Below are 24,394 nucleotides of genomic sequence, written 5' to 3' on the forward strand. Positions count from 1 at the left end.
ATCGCATCGCTGCGATTGAGCTTTTTTTCATCCGATGTATTTGACGACCTCGTTGAAGTCGCGGCGAGTCTTCGGCGCAAAGTCACGAGCCCGATGTCCGAACGCGACCATGACCGAGAGCGACCAGGCGCCTCGTTCCATGACGCCTTCTGAAATCAACAATTCGTCGATGTCCGCCTGATTGAACCCTTCAATCGGGCATGAGTCGACACCGATTTGGGCAGCAGCCGTCATCATGTTGCCGAGCGGGATGTACGTCTGACGTTTGATCCACTCTTGGAACACGCGCTCGTCGTCCAACAATCGATAATCTTGTTCTTGGAACTCACGGACACGCTTCACCCGGAGTGCGTATTCGTCTTCCGTCCGCCCTTGGACGTCCATGACGACGTGACGGATATAGTCCGAATCATAACGCATCGCTTCAGGCGTCCGCGCCAAAATCAACACGAAATGACTTGCCGTCAACGCCTGTCCCTGTGCACCCCAAGCATGGTCTTTAATCTTTTGGAGCAAATCTTCGCGACGAACGACGACGAACTGCCACGGTTCAAAACCGAATGAACTCGGTGACAGACGACCCGTCTCCAAGATGAATTCAAAGTCTTCCTCATCGATTTTCCGGTCCGCGTCGAACTCTTTCGTCGCTTGACGCCAACGATACGCGTCTAAAATTTCTTCTTTTTTCACGATTCTCCACTCCCCATTTACCAAGATGACTCCATCATATCAAAACGATAAATGAGAAAGCGCTCATGAAGATTCTTCAAGGGCAATCGGACATCCTGCACGTAGCGGAACGGCGTCTCGTCGTTCAAAAAATGTAAGTACTCATCTGCCGGATAATAGAGGATGAGGTCGACCGGGCGCGGTGTGCGCTCGACCGATTCGATGATGTTTGCGACGACCTGCCGGAACACGTTCACCGAGAACGGGTTGAAGAAGTAGAATCGGTTCGCCTCTACGGGTACCTCAAACTGTTCGGCATAGCCACGGACGAGCTGGACACTGCCACGCGTCCGGTGTTTCTTCGCGTAATTCATCCAATTCGCAAGCGCCGCCTCATGGAAACCGCCGTCCATCTCGACACCGATGGCCCGGACCCGGAACGTATAGGCAAGATAAAACGGCAGCCGTCCTTTGCCCGAACCGAAATCGACGACCGTGTCCGTTGCGGCGAGCGGGTACGCGTCGCGCAACAAGTCGAGTGCCTCATACGGGGTCGGTTCATAGCGATGGTATTCAGCAGAGGCCGGGAACCCTTGTTGCGGTTTCGCCGTCTCGATTTGAAGCAATCGTTCATAGTCTTGTTCAGTCATAAATCTGTCCTTTCTTGGATGGCGCGGAAAAATGGATGACGCTCCATCTCTTGTTTGAACGCCTGTCGTTCTTGCCACATCACATAGCCGACATAGAGCGGGATGAGCACCTTGAACCAACTGGGCACGAGGAGCATCCCGGTGACAGCAAGCGGGATGAGACGCAACCATAAGTTCCGATGCCGCGGCGTCCGTATATAGAGTAGAATGGCCGACGTGCGTCGGACAGACCCGAACCGATTCGGTCGCGGTCGATAGAGCGGACGTTTGCGCCGACTTGGTTTCTCGATCGCGCCCGACGTGGATAATAAGGCCCGGTCGAAGGCGGTACGCAGCGCCTCACTTCGTTCAAGTTCTTGGCTAAGGTACGGATGACGCGTCAGCCACCCCTCTCCCACATACATCGCAACCGCCATGAGACCGCTACCGAGGATGACTGCCCATAACGGCGAGTCGATGAGGAGCGCGTACAGACAAAGCAGCGTCACACACGTGACCGTGGCTCGCAACATCCAATGGCTGCATCGAATCGTCAACTGATAGCGAGTCCACGTATGAAGCGCCGTCACAAACAGCAGAGCCATACCGAATGCAAGGATTGAGGAAACGGACCAACCATCAAGCCAAAGCACGGGCATGAACGCCCATAGGACGAAGAGGGACATTGCACCGAGTTTGAGGGCATGATAGAGCAAAGAATGGCGCTTCAATCTGTGAATTAAAGAGCGTTTGGCCAGCAGCGTCACGTCCGCTCGTTCGACCCAGACGAAAAACTGATTTCTGAGCAGGACGATTCCTATTCCAAGCGCCCACACGAACATCGGGACTTGGCGCACCCATCCCAGTTCACCTTGCCACAACAATCGGTATTGATACCCGAGAAAGATGACGAACGGAATGACGCCGTACAACACTACCGTCCAATCCAAGATGAGACGCCACGTCTTCCACTGTTTGGTCATATGGATGCGGACCCGTCTAGCAAACAGCTGATGTTCATTCATCGCATGACCACATCTTCCATCATGTCAAACAACGACTCGCCCTCGGTTCGAAGACAGTCCCGTAACTCTTCTTTCGTCCCACTCGCGAGCATGTGCCCATCATCGATCCAGACGAAGCGATCACATAACCGCTCTGCCGTGTCGAGGACATGGGTGACCAAGAGCACCCCGGTGCCTTGACGGCGTTCCGCCTCAAGTAAACGAAGCAGCTGAATCGTCGTCGTCGCGTCGAGTCCGACGAACGGCTCATCGACGAGAAGAAACTTCGCCTCTTGAATGAGCGCCAACAGAATCATCGCCTTTTGCTTCATCCCTTTCGAGAACGAGGCGATATAGTCGTGCCGGACCGTATCGAGCCGAAACAGCCGCAGTAGTTCGTCTGTCCGCTCGCGGTCGTGGACACTCGTCAATTCCAAGACGAGGGCGATATGTTCGTCGAGCGTCAAATAGTCATAGTACACCGGTTGCTCGGGGATGTAGGCGTAGCGGTCGATTTGCACCGTCCCACGCATCCATGGAATCGTTCCGGTGAGGCAAGCGAGCGTCGTGCTCTTTCCGGCGCCGTTCGATCCAATCATCCCGACGATTTCGCCAGGGCGGACCTCAAACTGGATGGCCTCGATAACTGTCTGATTTTTTTCATACCCGGCTTGTTCAATATGAACGTCCATACGAACCTCCTTCGCAAAAAGTCGCCTTTGCAGGCGACGTCATCGAACGATATTGACCGAAGAGAACACGAACTTGTCATACCGGTGCCGGGCGAATGAGTATTCAAACGGCTTCCCGTTACTCAAGTAAACGACCTGTTCGACTTCAATGATCGGGTCAGTAAGGTCATTCTTCAAGTAGCGTTGGTCGTACTCGTCAGGTTTGTCGGCTCGAATCATCTTATGCGAACTCGTGATCGTGTAGCCAAGTTCTTCTTGGATGTAGCTATAGACCGACTTCTCTAAAATCTTACGAGACAGTCCTGTAATCAGATTGGCGACCATGTACGTCAATTCGATGACGTATGGCTCTTCGTCCACGTAGCGGACACGACGAATCTCATACACCGGTTCCGTCAACTCGATCATCAAGTGATCAGCGACTTCCTGGGTCGGGAACTTGACTTCAAAGTCGAGCACCTCGCTGCGCAAACTGCGGTCGCCGATGACTTGCGTCAATCCTCTCGTCTCTTTACTGATGATGTTGATTCGTTCTTTTTGAAAACTGGCCGGCAAGATGAACGTCCCTTTGCCACGCTTCCGATAAATCAGACCTTCCATCACAAGAATCTCGAGGGCACGTTTCATCGTCATCCGGCTGACGCCAAACTCTTCTGCCAATTGAATCTCATCTGGGAGCGGAGTTTCGAGTTCATAAGCTTGTTCATGGATGCGATGGCGAATCTCATCGGCAATCGATTCATATTTTGGTTTTTTCTTTGTAGACATACTCCACCTCATGTATAGACATATATGAATAATATATCAAAAAAAGCTGACAAAGAGTAGGTCCTTGTCAGCTTTTCCTATTATTCTGTAAATCCATGATCGGCAATCACTTGTTTGAACCAGTAACCCGATTTTTTGATGGTCCGTTCTTGTGTCGCCAAATCGACACCGACGAATCCGTAACGATTCTTATAGGCGTTGCTCCATGACCAGTTGTCCATGAACGTCCATAAGTGATACCCTTTCACGTTCGCGCCTTCTTCGAGCGCCCGATGCGTCCATTTCAAATGCTCCCGGATGAAATCGATTCGGTAGTCGTCCTGGACGCTACCGTCGGCGTCACGGTAACGCTCCTCTCCTTCGACGCCCATCCCGTTCTCAGAAATAAAGCAAGGGATGTTGCCGTAGTTGTCTTTCAAATTGATCAAGATGTCGTAAACACCTTTCTCATAAATCTCCCAACCCCGGTATGGATTCATCTTGCGACCTGGCATCTCATAGAAATCGAACAGGTTCTCCGGTAAAAACGGTGCCTCAGGGTTCGGTAGTGACGCTTTGGCCTTGACCCGACGTGGTTGATAGTAATTGATCCCGAGAAGGTCAATCGTATTCGCCCGAATGAATTCCAAGTCGCCCGGCTGCATCTTCGGCATCGCGTCTTGTTCACGCAACACGTCGATGAGTTCTTCGGGGAACGTCCCGAGCACGGACGGATCCAAGAACGAGCGGTTGAAGATGGCGTCAGCCAAGCGTGACGCCTGTACATCAGCCGGATGTTGGCTACGCGGATACGACGGCGTCAAATTCAAGATGATGCCGATTTGACCGGTCTGTCCTTGCGCCCGGTACGCTTGAATCGCGAGCGCGCTCGATAAGATTGAATGATACGCGACTTGAACGGCACGCTTGAAATCGACGACGTTCGGATAGTGGAAGTCGTATAGGTAGCCCCCTTCGACCGGCACGATTGGTTCATTATGAGTGAACCACGTTGTCACACGGTCACCGAAAAGCTCGAAACACGTCTTGGCGAACCGGACGTAGGCGTCGACGACGTCACGGGACTCCCAGCCTCCGCGATTTTGAAGCGCCATCGGCATGTCGAAGTGATATAAGTTGATGAACGGCTCGATGCCGTGGTCGATGAGACAATTGATCACGTTGTTATAGAACGTGATCGCCTCTTCATTCACCTCACCGACACCTTCCGGATACAAGCGCGACCACGAAATCGAGAAACGGAACGTGTTATGGCCGAGCTCCTTCATGAGTGCGATGTCTTGCTCGTACAAATGATAGAAGTTAGACGCCTCGGTCGCGCTGACGCCATTGAAGAATCGGTTCGGTTGTTGCATATACCAATAATCCCAAATATTTAAGCCTTTCCCACCCTCAAACGCCGCACCTTCCATTTGCGTCGCCGAGGAGGCTGTCCCCCACCAAAAATCGGTCGGGAATTGATACGTCTCTGCTGCTGATGTTTTCGTTTCTGTTGAGTTCGTCATAAACGCTCTCTCCCTTATTCTCTATTTCTCATTCACACCGCTTCGTCTTTTGGGTTAGCGGCTTCTTCCTGTTCTTTCTTCACGTTCAAACGGTCAATAAATTTAAGGAACGGGAACCACACCGCCAAGATGATTAAGAAGTTGACGAGTTGGAGCAATCCGCCGGCGAGCGAGTTCGTCGCCATCATTCCGCTGATGAACATCGGGACGGTCCAAGGTACTGCGACCCCTGTCGGTGGCGGAACGAGCCCTGTCGACATCGCAAAGTAAGTGACTGTCACCGTGATGAGCGGTGCGACAATCCACGGAATCATGATGAGCGGGTTCATGACGATCGGCAGACCGAAAATGACCGGTTCGTTGACGTTAAAGATCCCTGGTCCGAGTGACAGTTTCCCGATTTGTTTCAACTGCTTCGATTTCAAGAACAATAAGATCGCTACGATGACGGCAAGCGTCGAGCCCGAGCCACCAAGACCGACCGTATAGATTTCGACGAACTGTTTACTGATGATGTTCGGTACTTCTCCGGTCGCCGTGTACGCGTTCAAGTTTTCAAGTGACAACGTATTCCAAATCGGATCCATGACCGAGTTGACGATGACTTGTCCATGCAGCCCGAAGAACCAGAACAATTGGACGAAGAAGATGGCAATCAACGTTGGCACGAGACCGTTACCCAATTTAACGAGCGGCTGTTGCACGACGTTGAAGATAACATCATGTAGGTTCGTATTGAACAAGCTCGTCACACCGATGTTGAGGAGCAAGAAGACCGTGAGTGTCAACAAGGCAGGCACAAGCGCCGAGAACGACTTCGCCACCGCTGGCGGTACGCCGTCTGGCATTTTGATCGTCCAGTTCTTTTGAACGACGAATCGATAAATCTCACCTGAGAGGAAACCGGTGATCATGGCGAGGAACATCCCTTTGGCGCCGAGACGATCGAGCGGGAGGACGTTACCGACCGCTTCGGTCATTCCTTCGACTTCGATGAGGAACGGTGTCAACAAGAGGAACGATACGAGAGAAATCGCCCCACCGAAGACGGCTTCGACGTTGTAACTTTTCGAAAGATAATAGCCAATACCGAAAACGACGAAGATTGACATGATTCCCATCGTGGCCGACGGGGCGTTACCGAGTGACGATTTGAACGCGTTCAACGTCCCTTCCGACATGAACTTGTCTAAGAACGGCAAGTTGGCAATGACGACGACGATTGAACCGAACATCGTGATCGGGAACGCGAGCATGAACGCATCCCGTAAGACTTGCAAATACCGACTGTTGTTCAAGTAAGTCGCCATCGGCATGAGCAACTTGCTGATCAATAAGAACATTTTGTTGTCCTGTGACATAGGATTCACCCTTCTTGATTAGGATTTACAATCTTTTGCTCCATCATCTCGATCAGGCCAGCCGTCAAATCTAACATCGTCTGGGTCGACATGAGATGGTCTTCGGCGTGGAGGAGCAATAGTGACATGTCCGTCTTCTCCCCGTTCGCCTCTTTTTGAATTTGACCGAAGTGCGTCTGATGCGCTTCTTTCAACTGTTCACGTGCGGTCGCCAGTTTCGCTTCGAACGCTTCATATGAACCGGTCTTATACGTTTGAATCGCTTCTTGAACCGTGCTCCGTGCGTTTCCGCTATGCAGAATCATCATGAACGCCATCTGTTCCAACGTTAACTCTTCTGTTCCTTCCATGACTTCACCCCATCAATTTGATTGCTTGCTCATACGCCGCTTTTCCATTCGCCGTTCCGTAGGCCATCATATCGATGACTTCGACCGGCTTCGATGTTTGCGCTTTCAATTTATCGAGCAAAAAGCGCATTTGCGGTCCGATGAGGATGACATCCGCTTCTTCCATCTCTTTTACGACCTGGTCTTGACCGACTGCCCAAATTTTCGCTTCGTCCCCGATTGACGCCGCGTGCTGTTGCATTTTCGTAACGAGCAGACTCGTCGACATACCTGAACTACAAGCAAGTAATACCTTCTTCATGTTCAAACACTCCTTTTTTGAAATCGTTTACAACTTTTATTATACACATGATTAATTTCATGTCTATACTTGATTTAAAGTTTGTTTAGTTTTTAAATTTGAAAGTGTATATGATAATAAATGAGAGTGAGGGAATTGACGATGAAGATTATCCCGTTACAGCCGCATTATCAATATCGCCTGTGGGGAGGCGACCGCTTGAAGCGTTTTGGTTTTAGGTTTAATGATGTGTCGATTGGTGAGGCATGGACCGCTTCGGCGTTGCCACAAGGCAGTTCCGTCGTGTCTGCCGGACCTTATGCAGGGACGCCATTAGGTGAACTGTACGACACGCATCGTGAACTATTCGGTATCGATGCCTCGGTGTTTCCTTTGTTAATCAAGTGGATTGATCCAAACGATGATTTATCGATTCAAGTCCATCCTGATGACGAGTTGGCACATTCGCTCGAGCAGCAACCCTATGGAAAGAATGAATGTTGGTACATCCTCGAGGCACCGGAAGATGGGGAAATTATCTACGGGCATACATTCGAATCGAAGGAAGCGTTACAACAAACGCTTGAATCCGGTGATGTGATGACTGGCTTGATTCGAAGACCTGTCAGTCGAGGTGATTTTTTATACGTGCCGGCTGGGACGGTCCACGCTTTGACGAAAGACGTATCCGTTCTTGAAATCCAACAAAGTTCGGATACGACGTACCGGCTTTATGACTATGGCCGTACCGAACCCTCAACCGGTGAGATGCGTGACCTTCACGTCAACCAAGGGACAAGCGCCGCATTCGCACCTCATCTCGATTATTCGGAACCGGTCCTGCAACTGGACCATTTCCGGACACGGTTGACACGTAACCCATACTTCTTCGTTGAAAAATGGAAAATCGAACGCGAAGAATCTGTCTCGACGGACACGTTCCGTCTACTCTCGGTCATCGAAGGGATACTTGAGATTGACGGGTCGTCCTTCGGTATGGGTGCCACGTTATTGCTACCGGCAAACCAGTCATTTCATTTGAGCGGAACGGCCGTTTGTCTCGTCACCGGCGTCTCCTCTCCAACAAAACAAAAAGCCCGTATTGGCATCGATTTGGGCGGCACGAACACGCGCATCGCGGTCGTATCGACAGACGGACGGGTTGAAAAGCAATATAAATTGAAGACGCAACCTGATCTAGAGCTCGCTACCTTGTTGAACCAAATCGCCCTGGCCGTCGAACGGTTCGGACTCGAATATGACCTCACACATGTCGGCATCGTGGCCCCTGGCCCACTCGACCTAAAACGAGGCGCGTTCCTGACGCCACCGAATCTCCCGAACTGGCATCATCAAGCCATCGTGGAGCCGTTGCGCACACTCCTCCGTCTACCGGTCACGTTAGAGAATGACGCCAATGCAGCAGCACTCGCCGAAGCAAAATTCGGAGCCGGTCGCCACGTCGATTCCGTCTTTTACGTCACAGTCAGCACAGGCATCGGGGGCGGGTTTGTGCATAAGCAAAACTTGATTAGCGGGGCTCACGGCAGCGCCGGAGAAGTCGGCAATATGATTATTCGAAAGGACGGACCGACTCACCCGACACTGAATGTCGGGGCACTCGAGACACATGCGAGTGGGACGGCACTGCAGAAGCGGGCCCAGCATAAAGGAATGACCGACTCGATGACACTCTTAAGCGATGAGACAGAACGCAATACGTTCGTCGACGACTTGGCAACGGGGCTCGCCAATATCATTCATACGGTCGATCCGGACGTCATCGTTCTTGGGGGAGGCGTGACGGCTTCGGCTCCGTTATACTGGAATCAGTTACAAGACGCGGTCGCGATGCGCGTATACCCTCATTTGAGAGGCGCGACCCCCCTCGTCCTGCAACAACTGTATGGCGACGCTGGCGTCATCGGGGCCGCGTTCTTGGCATAAGGAGCGGAAAGAAAACATGCAACATTATTTAGCCATCGATATTGGTGGAACCAGTATCAAATACGGAGTCGTCCAAGCCGACGGCAACCTCTTGTCGAACAAACACGTCCCAACCCCAACGACGTGGGACGACTTGCTTGATCAAGTCGATGCAATTTTTAACGAAGCTACCGCCGAGGCCCCACTCGACGGTATCGCCTTCAGCGCACCTGGCTCCGTCGACTCGACGACCGGTGTGATTCACGGCATCAGCGCATTGCCGTATATCCATAATCGTCCGTTTTTACAAGCGTTCGAAGACCGTTATGACTTACCGGTCACCGTCTTGAACGATGCCAATGCGGCAGCACTCGCAGAAGGATGGAACGGTGCGGCCGCATCCGTGAAACGCTACGCGACCGTAGTCATCGGAACCGGCATCGGCGGTGCGTTCATCGACTCGAACGTCCTCATGGTCGGGTCGCATTTCCACGGCGGTGAGTACGGGTACTGGATTTTGGACCCGAACTTGCCACATCCCGATGGAACATGGAGCGCCATCGGTTCGACGGCCATTCTCGTCAAACGGTGCAGCGAACAGCTCGGTCGTCCGCTCACTGGAAAAGATGTGTTCGCACTTCAAACCGATCCGGTCATCCAAACAGAATTAGAACGCTTCTATCGCTGGAACGCGATCGGCATATATAATCTCCAATTCGGACTCGACCCGGAGCTGATTTTAATCGGTGGCGGTATCAGTCGCCGTCCTGAAGTCCGAGACAGTATCAAGCGACACTTGGATGCGCTCTGTGACGCGTTCGGAACGTTCCACATCGATCTCGAAACGTGTGCCCACTTCAACGAGGCCAACTTGATTGGCGCCGCACGGTTTCACATGTTAGCGCAGTAAAAAAAGGGTTTCCACCACGTGTCTGTGGTGGAAACCCTTTTAATTTGCGAGGCGGTCTTCATGGAGGTGATGATACACCTCGTCCCGAATCGCTGCGAGCGTACGGTCATGGACAATCATATGCTCCCGAATCGTCCGGTTGACGCGCACATTAATCTTGCCGGCCTCCAAATGTCGATCCAACACAGGAAGGCTGAAGTCGTCAATCGGCAAATAGGCAATCGGAATCACGATCGATCCCGATTTCACGGAGACTTGCACCCCGTTCACTTCAGGAAAGAAATAAGATTCATAATACGGTTCGACGATCAGTTCGTCTTGCACCGCATCCCGAACTTCCGGAATCGTCGTCGGCAACGCGATGAAATACACCATTTGATCGAACGAGAACGAGACATCTTTCAATGAGACACCGAGCGTCGCGGCGTGGCGTTTTGCCAGGTTGCCTGTCACGAATCGATAACACGGCTGACTCGTCAATAAAATGGACCCGATAAAGGCGACGGTCATCATCATGACACTGAATTCAGTCATAGCGACACCCCTTCCCAACGACAGACTTGGTTTTTCCCTTTCGATTTGGCTATGTAGAGCGCTTGATCGGCGCATTCAATCAACTGTTCAAGCGACTGTTCATGCAGGGTATGCTTTGAAGCGACGCCGAAGCTAAGCGTCAACTGCCCACCCGGCTGCCGATCTCCGTTCAAAAAGTTCGTCTTAAGCACGGCGGTCCGGATCGTCTCCGCCACCTGTGCCGCCTCGACCTCGTCATACTGCGGCAATAGCACGACAAACTCTTCGCCCCCGAATCGATACGCCATCTGTTCATCGGGAACGCTTCGTCGGATGACGCTCGCGAGACGCGTCAACAGCTCGTTTCCGGCCAAGTGCCCGTTCGTGTCGTTGAAATGTTTGAAATGGTCGATATCCATGACAATCAGTGACAGCTCGTCCGTCTCGCACTCCCGGAACAAGACATCCAAGTCTTGCTCGAACGAGCGGTGGTTTTTAAGACGGGTCAAACCGTCACGAAGCGCCAACGTCTCGATGCGTTGATACAGCATCGTTTGATGGAGCGCGAGCGAGGCTTGCTCCGCAATCGGGCGGACACTGTCAATCTTTTGAGGGGTGATCGGCTTTTTATTGACGACGTTATCGATGACAAGGAGTCCGTAAGGGATTCCTTGATGGTGAAGCGGGAAAATCGTGCACTCATCCATTTGTAAATCAGTATGTAGCATCTGCAACACCGGGTCGTCGGTGATGCTCGCATAAACGTGGAGCGGTCGTCCCGAATCGAGCGTCTGTTTGAACAGATGGTTGCCATGAAACGGAATCGTCATCTTCCGAATCCGTTCGTTCAACTGTTCATCGTGTGTCGAGTCCGTCTCCTTCTCATCAATCAGCCCTTGCAGGTCATAATGCTGTCGCGTGATTTCTTCCCAAATTTGAAACCCATCTTCCGGATTCATCGGTCCCGTTCCCATGACGCCGTAAATGCTATCTTTTTCCAAATCCGCAAAAAAGATAATCGACCGGTTAAAGCCGAGCCCATGCCCCGCCGTCACCGACGTCAAAATCGTTTGCAACAACCGATCCGGATCGAGCGTGTCCTGCATCGTAAAGCTGACTTCCCGAAACACGTTCAATTGACGAGAGCTCGCTGTCAGCATCCGGAGCCGTGCCGACCGTTCACGCTTCAACTGTTTGACGTAGCCGAAGAGCAACGCCGCGCCTAGCCCGAAAAAGATATAACTGAGTAATAGCGGGAACGATAACGTCCCCGACTGACTGTATACCAAGAGCCAACCGACCAAAATGGCCGTAATCATGCCTTTCCAATGAAAGCAGACGAGTCCCGTCATAATCAATAACAGGACGGACCAATGGAGATCATAAAAGTCGAACAACACCCCGTGCCACATCACGACGAGACTGCTCGTCCCGGCCAGTAGCCAGCGATTCAGGGCGGGGGTCGTCATCAACCGGAGGATGTTGAGGATGATGGTGATTAGGACGATGCCGCCAATCAATAAGCCATAAACCATGGTTACCCCTCGTTTCATCAAGTCATCTATACAGTTGATTATAAATCGAATCCTCGAAGGCGAGACCGAATTCGCCCAATCACTGACCAAACTTTTAAGTTCCTTGAAGTATTTTCCATAAGATGTCGAACGTCTTTACTCTACCTCGCGTATGAGTGATTTCACATAATCCTTTCGTTTACTTTAGTAGAGTAACGTGGAATGATGGAAGTAACTAACCCATTTAAGCGAGGTGGAAGCGTGACCCGTACCGAACATCAAGAAGCTACACGGATTTTACAACATTTATTTAACGCGTCTTCCTTCGTCGGCATCGATTTCGGTTCCGGCCCAAACCATCACCTACTCTACTTTAAACGAGACGGCAACGAGTCATGGCTTTCGATTGAAGGACCCTGGTACGTCCATGCATCGGGTCCGTCGTTCAACGAAGATGAACAACTCCATCACCTTGTCGGACTGCGACGTGAACGCGTCCGCTCCATCCGTTTAACGGAAGACAACCCCAACCTTGAATTAACATTTGAATCCGGATCGGTCCTGTTCGTGAACGGCTATCATGAGCAATATGAGAGTTGGCAGGCCGGGGACGCCCGCCCGCTCGGAGGCGAGCACTTTTTACTCGTCGCCATGCCTCAAGGAGACTTGGCCGTCTTCGCGGAAGAGGACGTCTGATGGCAGCCTGGGCGGAGATTCTCACGTATATGTTGATTGCCGGTGGCGTCAGCCTCGCCATTATCGCTTTGCGCAAAGTAACGAAGTCATAGAAAAAGAGCGGCCGCGGCCGCTCTTTTTCTTATTTTACCGTCTCGTCTTCGAACAAGCTGGCACCGTTCGTCTGGATGACGTCTTGATACCAGAAGAACGAATCTTTGCGTGAACGCTCGAGCGTCCCTGACCCATCATCGTGCTTATCGACGTAAATGAAGCCGTAGCGCTTGCTGTACTCCCCAGTCGATGCGCTGACGAGGTCGATACAGCCCCAGCTCGTATAGCCGATGACGTCGACACCGTCCTCAATCGCCTCTACCATCGCTTTCAAATGGTCGCGCAAGTACTCGACGCGATAATCGTCGTGGACCGAACCGTCTGCTTCGACCTGGTCATAAGCCCCGAGACCGTTCTCGACGATGAAGAGCGGTAGTTCATAGCGCTCGTACAGTTTGTTCAAAATGACGCGAAGTCCCATCGGATCGATTTCCCAACCCCAGTCGCTCGCTTTCAAATAAGGGTTTTTCACCCCGCTCATGATGTTCCCGGCTGCCTCGTCCTCTGTCTTCTCTGCTTTCTCGGTCCGCGACATGTAGTAGCTGAGCGAGAAGAAGTCGACCGTGTGCGCTTTCAGCGTCTCGAGATCTCCGTCTTCTATCACGAGTTCGATGCCGTTCTCACGGAAGAATCGTTTCGCGAACGACGGATATTCACCGCGGACGTGAACGTCGCCACAGAAGAAGTTCATCATGCGCTCGGCGTCATGCGCGTACCAGATGTCTTCCGGATTCGAGCTGTACGGGTAGACCGGTGCCGCGATGAGCATGCAGCCGATTTGCATCGACGGATCGATTTCGCGCGCCGCTTTGGTCGCGAGAGCGCTGGCCACGAGTTGATGGTGCAACCCTTGGTACGTCAACTGCAACTGGTCGTCCCCTTCACGGATGGCCATGCCGAGACTGAGCATCGGCATAAACTGGGCACCGTTGATTTCGTTGAACGTGAGCCAATATTTGACCTTGCCTTGGTAACGTTCGAACAGGACACGACTGTATCGTTCAAAGAATGTCACGAGACGGCGGTCACGCCAGCCACCGTACTCGGTCGCCAAGTGAAGCGGCAACTCATAGTGCGAGATGGTAACGAGCGGCTCGATCCCTTGGGCGACGAGCTCATCGATGACGCGGTCGTAGAACTTTAGGCCTTCCTCGTTCGGCTCGAGCTCATCCCCGTTCGGGAAGATGCGCGACCAAGCGATCGACATGCGGAACGTCTTGAAGCCCATCTCTTTGAACAGGGCGATATCTTCCTTGTAGTGATGATAGAAGTCGATGCCTTCATGGTTCGGGTACGTATATTCGTCATGCAACTCAAAATCAAACGTCGGATCATGGATGATTTTCATTCGGTCCTTACCGCCCGGCATCACGTCCGCGATCGACAGTCCCTTGCCGCCTTCTTGATAGCCGCCTTCAAATTGGTTCGCCGCTGTGGCACCGCCCCATAAAAAGTTCTTCGCTACTTGTTTCATACTCATTTCCTCCTCTTAGGCTAAGACGCGCAAGACGTCATGATTTGGTTCGACAACACCGACATGGGTCGGCAAGACATCTAAATAATTTCCTGTATTCGTGACAATGACCGGGGTGATCGTGTCGTAACCGGCCTTGGCGATGGCTTCTAAATCAAACTTCACTAACACGTCACCTTCGTTCACTTGTTGTCCGTCCGTGACGAACGATTCGAAATGTTTGCCCCCGAGCTGAACTGTGTCGAGCCCGACGTGAATCAACACCTCGACGCCGCTATGCGACCGAAGGCCGATGGCATGCTTCGATTGATAAATCGTGACGACTTCTCCGTCGAACGGTGCATAGACGACACCTTCCGTCGGCATGATGGCAATCCCTTTCCCCATCGCGCCACTCGAGAACACTTCATCGCGAACCGTCTCAAGTGCGACGACTTCCCCTTTGACCGGTGAGGAGACCGGTGTACCGATATGATCGGTCAATACTGGAGCTGGTTCGACACGCGGCGATGTTTCTGTCGGCACCGCTTCTTTGTGGAACGCGAACGTGAGTCCGAACGAGACGAGCGCTGCAACTGCCATCCCAATCAACGCACCATAGAACGTCATATCGAGACCTGTCGCCGGAATCATGACCGGGATGCTGAACACACCGAGACCACCCATCGCATACGCAGCCGTACCGAGCATGCCACCGACGACACCACCTGCTGCACCACCGACCATCCCGAAGACGAACGGTTTTTTACGCGGGAGCGTCAATCCGTAAATCGCAGGTTCCGTGATGCCGAACACCCCGGCAATCGTCGACGAAGTACCAAGCCCCTTCGTTTTCGGATCACGTGCCTTCAGTGTGATCGCGAGCGTCGCTCCGACTTGACCGAATGTCGCCATGAGTACCCCGACGACAATCGTGTCCATGCCGACGACCGCCAAGTTGTTGATGATGATCGGCACGAGCCCCCAATGGAGACCGAACATGACGAGCACTTGCCAGAACGCCCCGATGAAAGCGATGGCGGCAATCGGACTGAGTTCATATAAGAACGAGTAACCGCCGGCGAGACCTTGACTCGCGTACGTCGCGACCGGACCGATGGCGAGGAACGTGAGCGGCACGACGATGAGGAGCGCCATCATTGGCGTCGTGAAGTTACGGACCGCTTCATGTGTATGTTTGTTGAAGAACGTCTCGACTTTCGATGACACGTACGCCGCCAATATGATCGGGATGACCGATGACGCGTAGCTCATCAAGACGACCGGAACTGTAAGGAATGAGAGTGACTCGCCCGCCCCTTGCATCGCGACGATGGCCGGATAGACGAGGGCTCCCCCGATAATCATCCCGATATATGGGTTACCGCCGAACTTTTTAGCTGCCGAATGGCCGAGGATGACCGGCAAGAAGTAGAAGAGCGCGTCAGCCGCTGCGTTCAAGACAATGTACGTGCCCATGTCTTGGGTGAGCAGATCGAGGGCGACGAGAATCGCAAGCAACCCTTTCAAGAGACCGCTTCCGGCCATCGGGCCAAGAATCGGGGTGAAGATGCCGGCAATCACGTCAATCAAGCGATTGAAGACGCCTGTTTTTTCTGTATCGTCGTTCGATGACGTCTGGAACCCGCCCGCCTCGACCACGTCCTTGTAGACGTACGGGACATTGTTGCCGATGACGACTTGGAACTGGCCGCCGCTTTGGACGACGGTGATGACGCCGTCATGATTTTTTAACGCTTCCGGGTTGGCTTTCTGTTCATCTTTCAATTTAAAACGCAGCCGTGTCGCACAATGGAACACGCTTTTGACGTTGTCTTTCCCGCCGACGTGACGAATGATGTCCGCGGCAAGTACTTTCGTTTGGCTCATGTTGTTCACTCCTCATGGGTTTAGTAAAAAAGAAAAACCTAAATGAACGCACACAAATGTGTCGTCATTTAGGTTTGGCCTGCTTGATCAGTAACCATCCTTAGGATCGTCGTTCCTTCATTAAGTTTTCGATATGAATCATCATATACAGCCGTTCATCGGTCGAGACCTCGTAATTGTATTTCGTCGCGATCAGACCGGCGATTTTCTCGACACAGTCATAGGCTTCCGGATAGCGCAACTTCACCATCTCGAACAGCGTCTCATCGCCACCCGGCTTGATTTTCTCGCCTGAGGCGAGGCGTTGGACGAAATACTTCAAATGGGTTAAAAACCGGGCGTAGGCGTAAGATTCTTCATCCAAGTCGACTTGAAAATGGTACGTGATGATGGTGAGGATCGCTTGTGTGGCCCGTGTCATCTCGGTGACGAGATGTAAGTTCTCGCCCTTCGCGCCCGACATCGTCGCATTGACGAGATGGAGCGCGATAGCGACCGCCTCATCCTCATCCAACTTGACGTCATGCCGTTCGTTGATGAGGGCGACCGCTTCTTTCCCGATGGTAAACTCGGGTCCGTAAAACCGTTTGACTTCCCAAACGAGCGGGTTGCGGATCATGATTCCCTCGCGATACCGACTGAGCGCGAAATGGATGTGGTCGGCGAGCGTCACGTAAAGCGAGTCATGGACCGCTTTATCGAGCCGTGTCTCGGCGAGTTTGACGATTTCTTTGACCGTATCCATCTCGGCGGCCGGCATCTCATTCAAAAAATGGACGAATCGTTCGTGGCTCTCTTTACTCTCGAGCGTAAAGACCTTTTCAATCCGCGCTTGATCAATCGCATCGCCCGGACGCTTTTGAAACGCGATTCCCCGTCCCATCACGACTTGCTCTTGACCGTTCGCTTGAATGGCCACGACGTTGTTGTTGAACACTTTTGAAATGTGCATGGAATCAATTCACCTCCGCTCAAGTTCGAGTGAAAAGAAAAAAACCTAAATTCACACCGGTCCCCAACATTGGATGATCGGCATCAATTTAGGTTTTGCCTGCATGACCAGTAACAATCCCAAAGTGGATTTTCTTCTTCTCGCTACTAGCATACTCCCTTGAAATCTTGACGTCAATACAAAAATAAAACGCTTACACCGTGACCGTTTTACTCGAACAGAATGCGTTGCATCCGCTCCGGCGCCGCGAGAAAGTCTCGCATGACGCGAACATGCTCGAGTTCGTCGAACGTCGTCGGTTGGAGTGCTGTCTCGACTTGCAGGATGGCAGCATCAGGATATGACATGAGGATCGGCGAATGGGTCGCGATAATAAACTGACTGCCTGATTGGACGAGTTCATGCATCCGTGCGAGCATCGTCAACTGACGCATCGGGGATAAGGCGGCCTCGGGCTCATCTAACACGTACAGCCCATCGTCACGGAAGCGATGGAGCATGAGCGACAAAAACGCCTCGCCGTGCGACTGTTCATGGAGCGACCGTCCGCCGTATGACGCATAAAATCGTTCCGGGTCGGGAGACGTCCGTGCAATCTCATCGACATAACTGGATAGCTGATAGGCCGTTTCGGCTCGGAGAAAAAAACCGTCTTTCGGCCGATAAGGGCCTCGGATTGGACGGAGCGCCTCGAACAACGGGCTATGTGTCGACTCGGTCTCAAAACGGAACGACATGGCTCCCCCTTCCGGATTAAATCCGGCGGCGATCGCCAGTCCTTCAATCAACGTCGACTTGCCACTCCCGTTCTCACCGACGAGAAACGTGACCGGCTTCGTCAACGTCAGCTCGTCAAACCCATCGAAAATCGGCAAAGCGAATGGATAGCCCGGTGTCTCGATGCGACCTCGCTCAAGACGTACGCCTCGTAAAAACAGATTCATATCGATTCGATTCAATCCGTCATCCCTCCTCATTTTTATCCGTCAGATGGTCTCTTGTACACCCATCTAAGATGAGTGTATCAAACTTTTCGTCCTCTCTCCTTCTTGATTGGCAAACAGGCAACCGGGAACGGTTGCCTGTTTAAATGGCCAGTAACAGTAACGCATAACCGATGAGCCCGACCGCAAACGCCCGAAAACTGCTGTCCCGTTCTTCCGGCAATTCTTCTTTCATGACGTTCAAAATGATGCCCCCGGCCAAGAACGCGACGATCATCGACAGCGTCACTTCATGGAGCGCTGAAAATGCGCCGACGCCCCACCCGGCAAGCACGGCCAACGATAGCCACAATCGCCCGCGCTTGTCGTACAACTCCCGGTGGTGATGTCTCAAGCCTTGGTCGACCGTGATGAAATGAATCCCTAACGCGAGAAAATAGAGCGTCATCGCCCATGCCGTATCAAACTCGCTCTCCGCGAGCACGTAGCCGATGCTGAAGTTATAGACGACAAATAGCGCCATATGAATCCAAAACACGTTGCTGTTGCCACGTTGTTTCATTTGCGTGGCCAACCGTTCCAAGCCATAAAACACGGCCAGACCGAGCATGCTGATGACGAGGATATGATTCTCAATCGAGGCGAACAGACCGCTCTCGAGATGTCCTTCGAGTTCTTGTTGGTATTCGTTCAGTTCAGGCAAGAGATGCAAAAACACATAGGCGACGGCGACACCGCCCGCGAGTGACAAAAATCGGCTCCGCGGCGTCTCGCGCACGTGAATCAACTGGCCTGAAAAGTAATGAATCAAGGCAAATCCGATGGCGAACAACAAGCTTAACCAAAACATCCAGTCACCTCCAACATGTTACCCGAAAGTCGACCTGTACGTGACGACTCTCGGTCCCTGTTCCTTACCCGAGTGGCCTGCTACATACTCTCATTCGCCTCGTTCGGCTCGTTGTCGCGCCCGAATCTCTTTCTCGACGCGACGGAGCGCCTTCTTCGAACCGCGAGCAAAGTCGTGGGCTTCTTTCCGGTCCCGGTAATCGACGAACAAGGTCTCCAGGTCATAACCCGCCGGATACAAATCGAGTGCTTTCGCCTCGCGTCGGACCCGGCGGAGCGGATGGTCGCTGAACGTGCCGTCGACGTACACGGTGACTTGACGCAACGATTCGTCCATCGCGTAGACGAGACCGACTTGATTCGTCTCGAGCAGGCGGACCCTGTCGCCTTTATATAGAACTTGATCTGGTTCGACGACTGGTCGGACGACGTCTTGCGTCAGCCGTGATAAATCGAGGAGCGACTGGTCGTACGTCTTGTCATGCATATAACGCGATGCCTGCTTTAAGATTTTCTCGGGCAACTTCATTTTCCGGGCAATGAATAACGCGTTGCTGTCGCCGGACTGTCCAATCAATAACCGATATTTCGGTTCGAGAGTGTCCGGGTCGAACTGCATGGCCGCGTTCATGAAGTCTGGATGCGACTCCGAATACGCCTTGATTTCGCCGTAATGCGTCGAAGCGACGACAAGACAGCCGCGTTGGTACGCCTCTTCTAAAATCGCGATAGCGAGGGCTGCCCCTTCGTTCGGCTCGGTCCCGCTTCCAATCTCATCGAATAGGAGCAACGACCGTTTTCCGGCCTTCTGCATGATGTTCGCGACGTTATGCATATGAGCCGAGAACGTGCTGAGCGCCGACCCCATATCCTGATTGTCCCCGATGTCGACGAACACGTCGTCAAACGTCGAGATGTCCGTATCGGGGTGCGCCGGGATGTGGAGCCCGCTCATCGTCATCAAACTGAGCAGACCGATCGTCTTCAAGACGACCGTCTTCCCGCCGGCGTTCGGTCCGGTGATGATGAGTCCACGGTACGTCTCTCCGAGCGAGAAGTCGAGGGGGACCGCCCGTTCAAGGAGCGGATGGCGGACTTGTTTCAAACGAATTTTTCCGACCCCGTTCACGCGCGGGGCGATGCCGTCAATCGTTTGACTATATTTCCCTTTCGCGAACACCATGTCGTATTGGGCGATGACGTCGAGCGTCGCTTCAATCGTCGGTAACGCTTCCGCCACCATACCGGTGAGCGTGGCGAGCACTTGATAGATTTCGACCGCTTCCTCCGTCCGTTTGACGACAAGTTCCGCGTTCAGTTTCGCCACCGCCTCCGGTTCGATGAACACGGTCGTGCCGCGGCTCGACGTGTCGACGATCGCTCCGGCGACTTTGTGTTTATACGACGCTTTGATTGGAATCGTGAACCGGTCTTGTTTCTTCGTCACAAAGCCGTCTTGAATCGCTTCCCGGTTCGCGGCGCTCTTCAAGAACTTATTCAATCGCTCCTCAATCCGTCCCTCGAGAATGTCGATTTGTTTGCGTACCCGCTTCAATTCTTTGGACGCATCGTCGACGACACGTCCTCCTCGAATCGATTGGATAATCTCTTCCTCGATGCTGCGCCACTCGCTCATCTCGCCCGCATACTGAGAGAGAAGTGGTGCAAAGAACGCCTGCTCGGCCATGAAGCGCTTCAGCTTCCGGGCTCCCCGGAAAAATTCGGCGACGGCTTCGAGTTCACTTGCCTCGAGCTGGATGCCGCGGCTGATTTTACCGATGAGCGGTTCCATATCGGATACGCCGATAAAGGGGACATGTGACGTCGCGTCGAGAATCGCGCGTGCTTCTGACGTCTCTTGGAGCCGTTTGTTCACCGTTTGCAGATGGCTCGTCGGACGCTGGCTTCGTAACAAGTTTCGCCCGAATCCGCTGATGCAGTAACGTTCAACGTGTTGAATCAAGTCGTTATATTGTAGTTTGTCTAATGTTTGTTCATTCATGATGGAAGTCTCCTTAAAAATGGGATGGAGATACCGCGCAAACAAAAAGCGTCGGCCGATGACGACCAACGCAAAAAGACAGACCGGTGTCTGGCAGTTTATGAAGGGCGGTATCTGTAACAGAACATGAAGGCATGACAAAAACGCGTGTCATCCAACATTTTTCAGTTCGTTAGGCAGATACGACCTCACTCATTAACATGCAACACCTTTCTCATTCAGTTTCGCCCTTACTATACACCAGATTTTCGAAGAAGTAAAATTTCTAGAGAACGCTTACAAATTAGGTCTTGATATCTATACATCGGCGTGCTATCTTGAGGGTGACGAAACGAATAATGATCACATGTGACTGATTCGATCAGGCATGGGGTAAGACGAAAGGCTCACGCCACCCGTCTATACTCCATGCCTGTTTTGTTTTTTCACAATCATTTTTCAAGCGAAAGGATGATTCGATTATGTTATTGAATAAGTGGATGAAGAGACATACACTGACACTTTATGCACCCATGGAAGGAGACATCATTCCACTTGAGGAAGTGACCGACCCTGTCTTCAGCGAGAAGATGATGGGCGATGGGATTGCCATCAGGCCGACGAACGGAACCGTCGTCGCACCGGCCGATGGGACCATCGTCCAAGTCGCCCCGACAAAGCATGCCATCGGCCTCCGTTCGGGAGACGGAGCTGAAATTTTGATTCATGTCGGACTGGATACGGTCGAGCTTGCGGGAAGCCCGTTCGATGTCCACGTCAAAGTCGGTGACACGGTCACGACCGGACAGCCACTCTTGACGGCCGACTTGGAACAGATTCGGCAAGCCGGAAAAGATCCGGTCACCCCGATGGTCATCACGAACGGAGGCGCGCTGGAACAGACTTATTCGTTCCATCTAGGCGGCCCCTCGCTTCCTGGGAAGACCGTCGTCGCTCAAGCGGAACAATGACTCCTCGATAGGAGGACACATGTTAAAAATCAAAAAGATTCTAAACAACAACGCCGTCATCGTCTCGGACGAGGGTGAAGAAAAAATCGCCATCGGACCGGGCGTCGCATTCAAGAAGGCACGCAACGATATCGTCAATCCGCATAAAGTTGAAAAGTTGTTTGTCATGTCCGAGAACGATAAATTTCAACAGCTATTGACGCGGATTCCGATCGAGCACTTCACGATTTCAGAAGAAATCATCTCGCATGCCGAAAAACGGCTCGAGACGACGTTCAACGAACACATCCATATCGTCCTCACCGATCATATCTCGTTCGCCATCGAACGCGAGCAAGAAGGCATCTCGCTCCGGAACAAACTGTTGAACGAGATTAAGATTTTATATCGCAACGAGTACGAGATTGGACTATGGGCGCTGCACCTCATCGAGGACAAACTCGGCGTCAAGATGCCAAAAGATGAGGCGGCCTTCATCGCGCTCCACATCCATACACTCAAAGTGAAGGGAGGTGATTTACGCAAGACGGTCAAACAGACGACAATCGTACGTGACATGATTCAATCGATTTCGAGACGACTCGATCTATCTATAGAAGAAGATGACTTATCCTATCAACGCTTATTAACCCATTTACGATTCGTCATGGATCGGGTCAACCATTACGATCACCATACGATCGACGAAGATATGCTTCTCATGATTCAGACGAAGTTCTCGTCGGCCTATGCATGTGCGTCTGACGTCGCCAACGAAATGGAAGACTTATACGGCATCGTCTTGCCCGAATCAGAGCTCGGCTATATCACGCTTCACATTCAACGTCTGCAAGATCAACACCATCAAAAAGGAGGACATTCACAATGATGAACTTTTTACAACGTCTCGGACGTTCCCTCATGTTGCCGGTTGCGGTACTTCCTGCAGCTGCCATTCTCATGGGGATTGGTTACTGGATTGATCCCGTCGGTTGGGGTTCTGAGAACATCGCCGCCGCGTTCCTCATCAAAGCCGGTTCAGCCATTATCGATAACATTCCAATTCTCTTCGCCGTCGGGGTCGCCCTCGGTATGGCGAAAAACCGTGACGGCTCAGCCGCGCTAAGCGGACTTGTCGCCTTCCTCACGGTCACGACGCTCTTGTCTTCGGCTACGGTCGCCTTGTTCCAAGGTGTCGACGTCGAAGCCGTCAACCCTGCGTTCGGTAAGATTGCCAACGCATTCGTCGGGATTCTGTCAGGGATTGTCGCCGCTCAAATGTATAATCGCTTCAGCCATGTGAAATTGCCAGACGCGCTCGCATTCTTCAGCGGTAAGCGTCTCGTGCCGATCATGACAGCGTTCTCAATGATTCTCGTCTCGGTCGCCCTCTACTTCGTCTGGCCGGTCGTTTACACCGGACTCGTCGGATTTGGGGAAACGATCTCGAAAATGGGCGCATTCGGTGCCGGCCTTTATGGCTTCTTCAACCGCTTGTTGATCCCGACAGGTCTCCACCACGCCTTGAACTCCGTGTTCTGGTTCGATGTGGCCGGTATCAATGACATCGGTAACTTCTGGTCAGGTGAAGGTGTGAAAGGGATCACGGGACGCTATCAAGCCGGGTTCTTCCCAATCATGATGTTCGGTCTCCCAGCAGCAGCCCTCGCGATGTACCACACTGCGAAAACGAAACGGAAGAAACAAGCGGCATCGCTTCTTCTCGCCGCGGCGTTCGCTTCATTCTTCACAGGTGTCACGGAACCCCTCGAATTCTCGTTCATGTTCCTCGCACCAGTTCTTTACCTCGTGCACGCGGTCTTGACAGGGATTTCCCTCTTCATCGCGGCGACGTTCCAATGGACAGCCGGGTTCGGCTTCAGTGCCGGTCTCGTCGACTTCGTCCTCAGTTCGCGCTTACCACTTGCGAACCAGCCTTACATGTTGCTCGTCCAAGGTCTCGTCTTCGGTGCCATCTACTACGTCATCTTCCGCTTCATGATCGTCAAACTCAACTTGGCGACACCAGGTCGTGAGTCAGACGAAGCAGTGGACGCGGTCGCAACGGAAACAGCGCCTGAAGGTGAAACACGCACGGCTCCAGTCGCAGCCGGTGGACAGTACTCTGCCATGGCAGCGATGATTTACGATGGTCTCGGTGGCGATCAAAACGTCACGGGCATCGAATCGTGCGTCACGCGCCTCCGTGTCGATGTGAAAGACATGGATACAGTCGACCAAGCTCAAATCAAGAAAGCAGGCATCCCTGGCATCAAGGTTGTCAGCCCGAACCACATTCAAGTCATCGTCGGCACGAACGTCCAATTCGTCCTCGAAGAGATTGAAAAACTCCGGAGCCACCGCGCCGGATAACGGACGAAAGCCACCTCGCGCGCGAGGTGGCTTTTTCCTGTCTTGGCTCGTTTATCCATCGAGTTGTCGTTCATTCAGCTCTTCTTTTTGAC

At 52.5% G+C, this 24,394-nt stretch carries 23 protein-coding genes; 6 read left to right on the top strand and 17 right to left on the bottom strand.

The window, feature by feature from the left end:
• Positions 1 to 27: 27 nt before the first annotated feature.
• From KNP83_RS11300 to KNP83_RS11340, 9 genes are all read right to left on the bottom strand, one after another.
• Positions 28 to 690, bottom strand: coding sequence for an NAD(P)H-dependent oxidoreductase (locus KNP83_RS11300; RefSeq protein WP_214762553.1), 663 nt, complete (start codon positions 688 to 690; stop codon positions 28 to 30).
• Between the two features lie 17 nt (positions 691 to 707).
• Positions 708 to 1,319 carry a class I SAM-dependent methyltransferase gene (locus KNP83_RS11305; RefSeq protein WP_214762554.1) on the bottom strand — a complete coding sequence of 204 codons (612 nt, stop codon included), beginning with the start codon at positions 1,317 to 1,319 and terminating at the stop codon, positions 708 to 710.
• Positions 1,316 to 2,323: an ABC transporter permease gene (locus KNP83_RS11310; RefSeq protein WP_214762555.1), complete on the bottom strand. Its 1,008-nt coding sequence runs from the start codon at positions 2,321 to 2,323 to the stop codon at positions 1,316 to 1,318. The genes KNP83_RS11305 and KNP83_RS11310 overlap by 4 nt, the downstream gene beginning before the upstream one ends.
• Positions 2,320 to 2,994, bottom strand: coding sequence for an ABC transporter ATP-binding protein (locus KNP83_RS11315; protein ID WP_214762556.1), 675 nt, complete (start codon positions 2,992 to 2,994; stop codon positions 2,320 to 2,322). The genes KNP83_RS11310 and KNP83_RS11315 overlap by 4 nt, the downstream gene beginning before the upstream one ends.
• Positions 2,995 to 3,033: 39 nt before the next feature.
• A complete protein-coding gene (locus KNP83_RS11320) occupies positions 3,034 to 3,762 on the bottom strand; it encodes a GntR family transcriptional regulator (RefSeq protein WP_214762557.1) in 729 nt (242 codons plus the stop codon).
• Positions 3,763 to 3,842: 80 nt separating this feature from the next.
• Positions 3,843 to 5,267, bottom strand: coding sequence for a glycoside hydrolase family 1 protein (locus tag KNP83_RS11325; protein WP_214762558.1), 1,425 nt, complete (start codon positions 5,265 to 5,267; stop codon positions 3,843 to 3,845).
• A gap of 32 nt (positions 5,268 to 5,299) precedes the next feature.
• A complete protein-coding gene (gene celB, locus KNP83_RS11330; protein ID WP_214762695.1) occupies positions 5,300 to 6,610 on the bottom strand; it encodes a PTS cellobiose transporter subunit IIC in 1,311 nt (436 codons plus the stop codon).
• A 23-nt stretch (positions 6,611 to 6,633) separates the two neighbouring features.
• On the bottom strand, positions 6,634 to 6,978 hold the full coding sequence (locus KNP83_RS11335) for a PTS sugar transporter subunit IIA (RefSeq protein WP_214762559.1): 345 nt from the start codon (positions 6,976 to 6,978) through the stop codon (positions 6,634 to 6,636).
• 4 nt (positions 6,979 to 6,982) lie between these two features.
• Positions 6,983 to 7,279 (bottom strand): PTS sugar transporter subunit IIB, encoded by a 297-nt coding sequence (locus tag KNP83_RS11340; protein ID WP_214762560.1) that lies wholly within the window; start codon positions 7,277 to 7,279, stop codon positions 6,983 to 6,985.
• A gap of 141 nt (positions 7,280 to 7,420) precedes the next feature.
• On the opposite strand from KNP83_RS11340, the gene KNP83_RS11345 reads away from it, so the two are divergent.
• Together KNP83_RS11345 and KNP83_RS11350 are read left to right on the top strand one after the other, a co-directional pair.
• Entirely contained in the window at positions 7,421 to 9,205 is a 1,785-nt protein-coding gene (locus KNP83_RS11345) for a type I phosphomannose isomerase catalytic subunit (protein WP_214762561.1), read from the top strand.
• 16 nt (positions 9,206 to 9,221) lie between these two features.
• Positions 9,222 to 10,094 (top strand): ROK family protein, encoded by an 873-nt coding sequence (locus KNP83_RS11350; protein WP_214762562.1) that lies wholly within the window; start codon positions 9,222 to 9,224, stop codon positions 10,092 to 10,094.
• A 39-nt stretch (positions 10,095 to 10,133) separates the two neighbouring features.
• On the opposite strand, the gene KNP83_RS11355 is transcribed toward KNP83_RS11350, so the two are convergent.
• Together KNP83_RS11355 and KNP83_RS11360 are read right to left on the bottom strand one after the other, a co-directional pair.
• The gene (locus KNP83_RS11355) at positions 10,134 to 10,628 is read right to left on the bottom strand and encodes a hypothetical protein (RefSeq protein WP_214762563.1); all 495 of its coding nucleotides are present in this window, start codon (positions 10,626 to 10,628) and stop codon (positions 10,134 to 10,136) included.
• Positions 10,625 to 12,142: a sensor domain-containing diguanylate cyclase gene (locus tag KNP83_RS11360; RefSeq protein WP_214762564.1), complete on the bottom strand. Its 1,518-nt coding sequence runs from the start codon at positions 12,140 to 12,142 to the stop codon at positions 10,625 to 10,627. Before KNP83_RS11360 ends, KNP83_RS11355 begins: the two co-directional genes overlap by 4 nt.
• 240 nt (positions 12,143 to 12,382) lie before the next feature.
• On the opposite strand from KNP83_RS11360, the gene KNP83_RS11365 reads away from it, so the two are divergent.
• Complete coding sequence (locus KNP83_RS11365) at positions 12,383 to 12,817, top strand: DUF6188 family protein (RefSeq protein WP_214762565.1); 435 nt, start codon at positions 12,383 to 12,385, stop codon at positions 12,815 to 12,817.
• Between the two features lie 121 nt (positions 12,818 to 12,938).
• Here the strand turns inward: KNP83_RS11365 and KNP83_RS11370 are convergent, their stop codons facing one another.
• The 6 genes from KNP83_RS11370 to KNP83_RS11395 form a co-directional block, all read right to left on the bottom strand.
• Complete coding sequence (locus KNP83_RS11370) at positions 12,939 to 14,390, bottom strand: glycoside hydrolase family 1 protein (RefSeq protein WP_396129050.1); 1,452 nt, start codon at positions 14,388 to 14,390, stop codon at positions 12,939 to 12,941.
• 9 nt (positions 14,391 to 14,399) lie between these two features.
• On the bottom strand, positions 14,400 to 16,253 hold the full coding sequence (locus KNP83_RS11375) for a beta-glucoside-specific PTS transporter subunit IIABC (protein ID WP_214762567.1): 1,854 nt from the start codon (positions 16,251 to 16,253) through the stop codon (positions 14,400 to 14,402).
• A gap of 100 nt (positions 16,254 to 16,353) precedes the next feature.
• Positions 16,354 to 17,205, bottom strand: coding sequence for a BglG family transcription antiterminator LicT (gene licT, locus KNP83_RS11380; protein WP_214762568.1), 852 nt, complete (start codon positions 17,203 to 17,205; stop codon positions 16,354 to 16,356).
• 209 nt (positions 17,206 to 17,414) lie between these two features.
• Positions 17,415 to 18,155: an AAA family ATPase gene (locus KNP83_RS11385; RefSeq protein WP_483297901.1), complete on the bottom strand. Its 741-nt coding sequence runs from the start codon at positions 18,153 to 18,155 to the stop codon at positions 17,415 to 17,417.
• A 136-nt stretch (positions 18,156 to 18,291) separates the two neighbouring features.
• Positions 18,292 to 18,999, bottom strand: a complete 708-nt coding sequence (locus KNP83_RS11390) for a hypothetical protein (protein ID WP_214762569.1) — start codon at positions 18,997 to 18,999, stop codon at positions 18,292 to 18,294.
• 90 nt (positions 19,000 to 19,089) lie between these two features.
• A complete protein-coding gene (locus KNP83_RS11395; protein ID WP_214762570.1) occupies positions 19,090 to 21,000 on the bottom strand; it encodes an endonuclease MutS2 in 1,911 nt (636 codons plus the stop codon).
• Between the two features lie 461 nt (positions 21,001 to 21,461).
• On the opposite strand from KNP83_RS11395, the gene KNP83_RS11400 reads away from it, so the two are divergent.
• Genes KNP83_RS11400 through nagE form a run of 3 tightly spaced genes read left to right on the top strand, consistent with a single transcriptional unit; the run spans position 21,462 to position 24,302 of the window.
• A complete protein-coding gene (locus tag KNP83_RS11400) occupies positions 21,462 to 21,950 on the top strand; it encodes a PTS sugar transporter subunit IIA (RefSeq protein ID WP_251139348.1) in 489 nt (162 codons plus the stop codon).
• Between the two features lie 19 nt (positions 21,951 to 21,969).
• Positions 21,970 to 22,818 (top strand): PRD domain-containing protein, encoded by an 849-nt coding sequence (locus tag KNP83_RS11405; RefSeq protein WP_034780531.1) that lies wholly within the window; start codon positions 21,970 to 21,972, stop codon positions 22,816 to 22,818.
• Positions 22,815 to 24,302 carry an N-acetylglucosamine-specific PTS transporter subunit IIBC gene (nagE, locus tag KNP83_RS11410; protein ID WP_214762571.1) on the top strand — a complete coding sequence of 496 codons (1,488 nt, stop codon included), beginning with the start codon at positions 22,815 to 22,817 and terminating at the stop codon, positions 24,300 to 24,302. The genes KNP83_RS11405 and nagE overlap by 4 nt, the downstream gene beginning before the upstream one ends.
• Positions 24,303 to 24,394: the final 92 nt, after the last annotated feature.

Origin of the sequence: Exiguobacterium sp. s146, assembly GCF_018618415.1 — a bacterium.
Lineage (GTDB): Bacteria > Bacillota > Bacilli > Exiguobacteriales > Exiguobacteriaceae > Exiguobacterium.

Excerpts from the sequence above, each read along its gene's own strand:
- KNP83_RS11305 (WP_214762554.1), bottom strand. The coding sequence starts at position 1,319 with ATGACTGAACAAGACTATGAACGATTGCTTCAAATCGAGACGGCGAAA.
- KNP83_RS11310 (WP_214762555.1), bottom strand. The coding sequence starts at position 2,323 with ATGAATGAACATCAGCTGTTTGCTAGACGGGTCCGCATCCATATGACC.
- KNP83_RS11315 (WP_214762556.1), bottom strand. The coding sequence starts at position 2,994 with ATGGACGTTCATATTGAACAAGCCGGGTATGAAAAAAATCAGACAGTT.
- KNP83_RS11320 (WP_214762557.1), bottom strand. The coding sequence starts at position 3,762 with ATGTCTACAAAGAAAAAACCAAAATATGAATCGATTGCCGATGAGATT.
- KNP83_RS11325 (WP_214762558.1), bottom strand. The coding sequence starts at position 5,267 with ATGACGAACTCAACAGAAACGAAAACATCAGCAGCAGAGACGTATCAA.
- celB (WP_214762695.1), bottom strand. The coding sequence starts at position 6,610 with ATGTTCTTATTGATCAGCAAGTTGCTCATGCCGATGGCGACTTACTTG.
- KNP83_RS11335 (WP_214762559.1), bottom strand. The coding sequence starts at position 6,978 with ATGGAAGGAACAGAAGAGTTAACGTTGGAACAGATGGCGTTCATGATG.
- KNP83_RS11340 (WP_214762560.1), bottom strand. The coding sequence starts at position 7,279 with ATGAAGAAGGTATTACTTGCTTGTAGTTCAGGTATGTCGACGAGTCTG.
- KNP83_RS11345 (WP_214762561.1), top strand. The coding sequence starts at position 7,421 with ATGAAGATTATCCCGTTACAGCCGCATTATCAATATCGCCTGTGGGGA.
- KNP83_RS11350 (WP_214762562.1), top strand. The coding sequence starts at position 9,222 with ATGCAACATTATTTAGCCATCGATATTGGTGGAACCAGTATCAAATAC.
- KNP83_RS11355 (WP_214762563.1), bottom strand. The coding sequence starts at position 10,628 with ATGACTGAATTCAGTGTCATGATGATGACCGTCGCCTTTATCGGGTCC.
- KNP83_RS11360 (WP_214762564.1), bottom strand. The coding sequence starts at position 12,142 with ATGGTTTATGGCTTATTGATTGGCGGCATCGTCCTAATCACCATCATC.
- KNP83_RS11370 (WP_396129050.1), bottom strand. The coding sequence starts at position 14,390 with ATGAGTATGAAACAAGTAGCGAAGAACTTTTTATGGGGCGGTGCCACA.
- KNP83_RS11375 (WP_214762567.1), bottom strand. The coding sequence starts at position 16,253 with ATGAGCCAAACGAAAGTACTTGCCGCGGACATCATTCGTCACGTCGGC.
- licT (WP_214762568.1), bottom strand. The coding sequence starts at position 17,205 with ATGCACATTTCAAAAGTGTTCAACAACAACGTCGTGGCCATTCAAGCG.
- KNP83_RS11390 (WP_214762569.1), bottom strand. The coding sequence starts at position 18,999 with ATGTTTTGGTTAAGCTTGTTGTTCGCCATCGGATTTGCCTTGATTCAT.
- KNP83_RS11395 (WP_214762570.1), bottom strand. The coding sequence starts at position 21,000 with ATGAATGAACAAACATTAGACAAACTACAATATAACGACTTGATTCAA.
- KNP83_RS11400 (WP_251139348.1), top strand. The coding sequence starts at position 21,462 with ATGTTATTGAATAAGTGGATGAAGAGACATACACTGACACTTTATGCA.
- KNP83_RS11405 (WP_034780531.1), top strand. The coding sequence starts at position 21,970 with ATGTTAAAAATCAAAAAGATTCTAAACAACAACGCCGTCATCGTCTCG.
- nagE (WP_214762571.1), top strand. The coding sequence starts at position 22,815 with ATGATGAACTTTTTACAACGTCTCGGACGTTCCCTCATGTTGCCGGTT.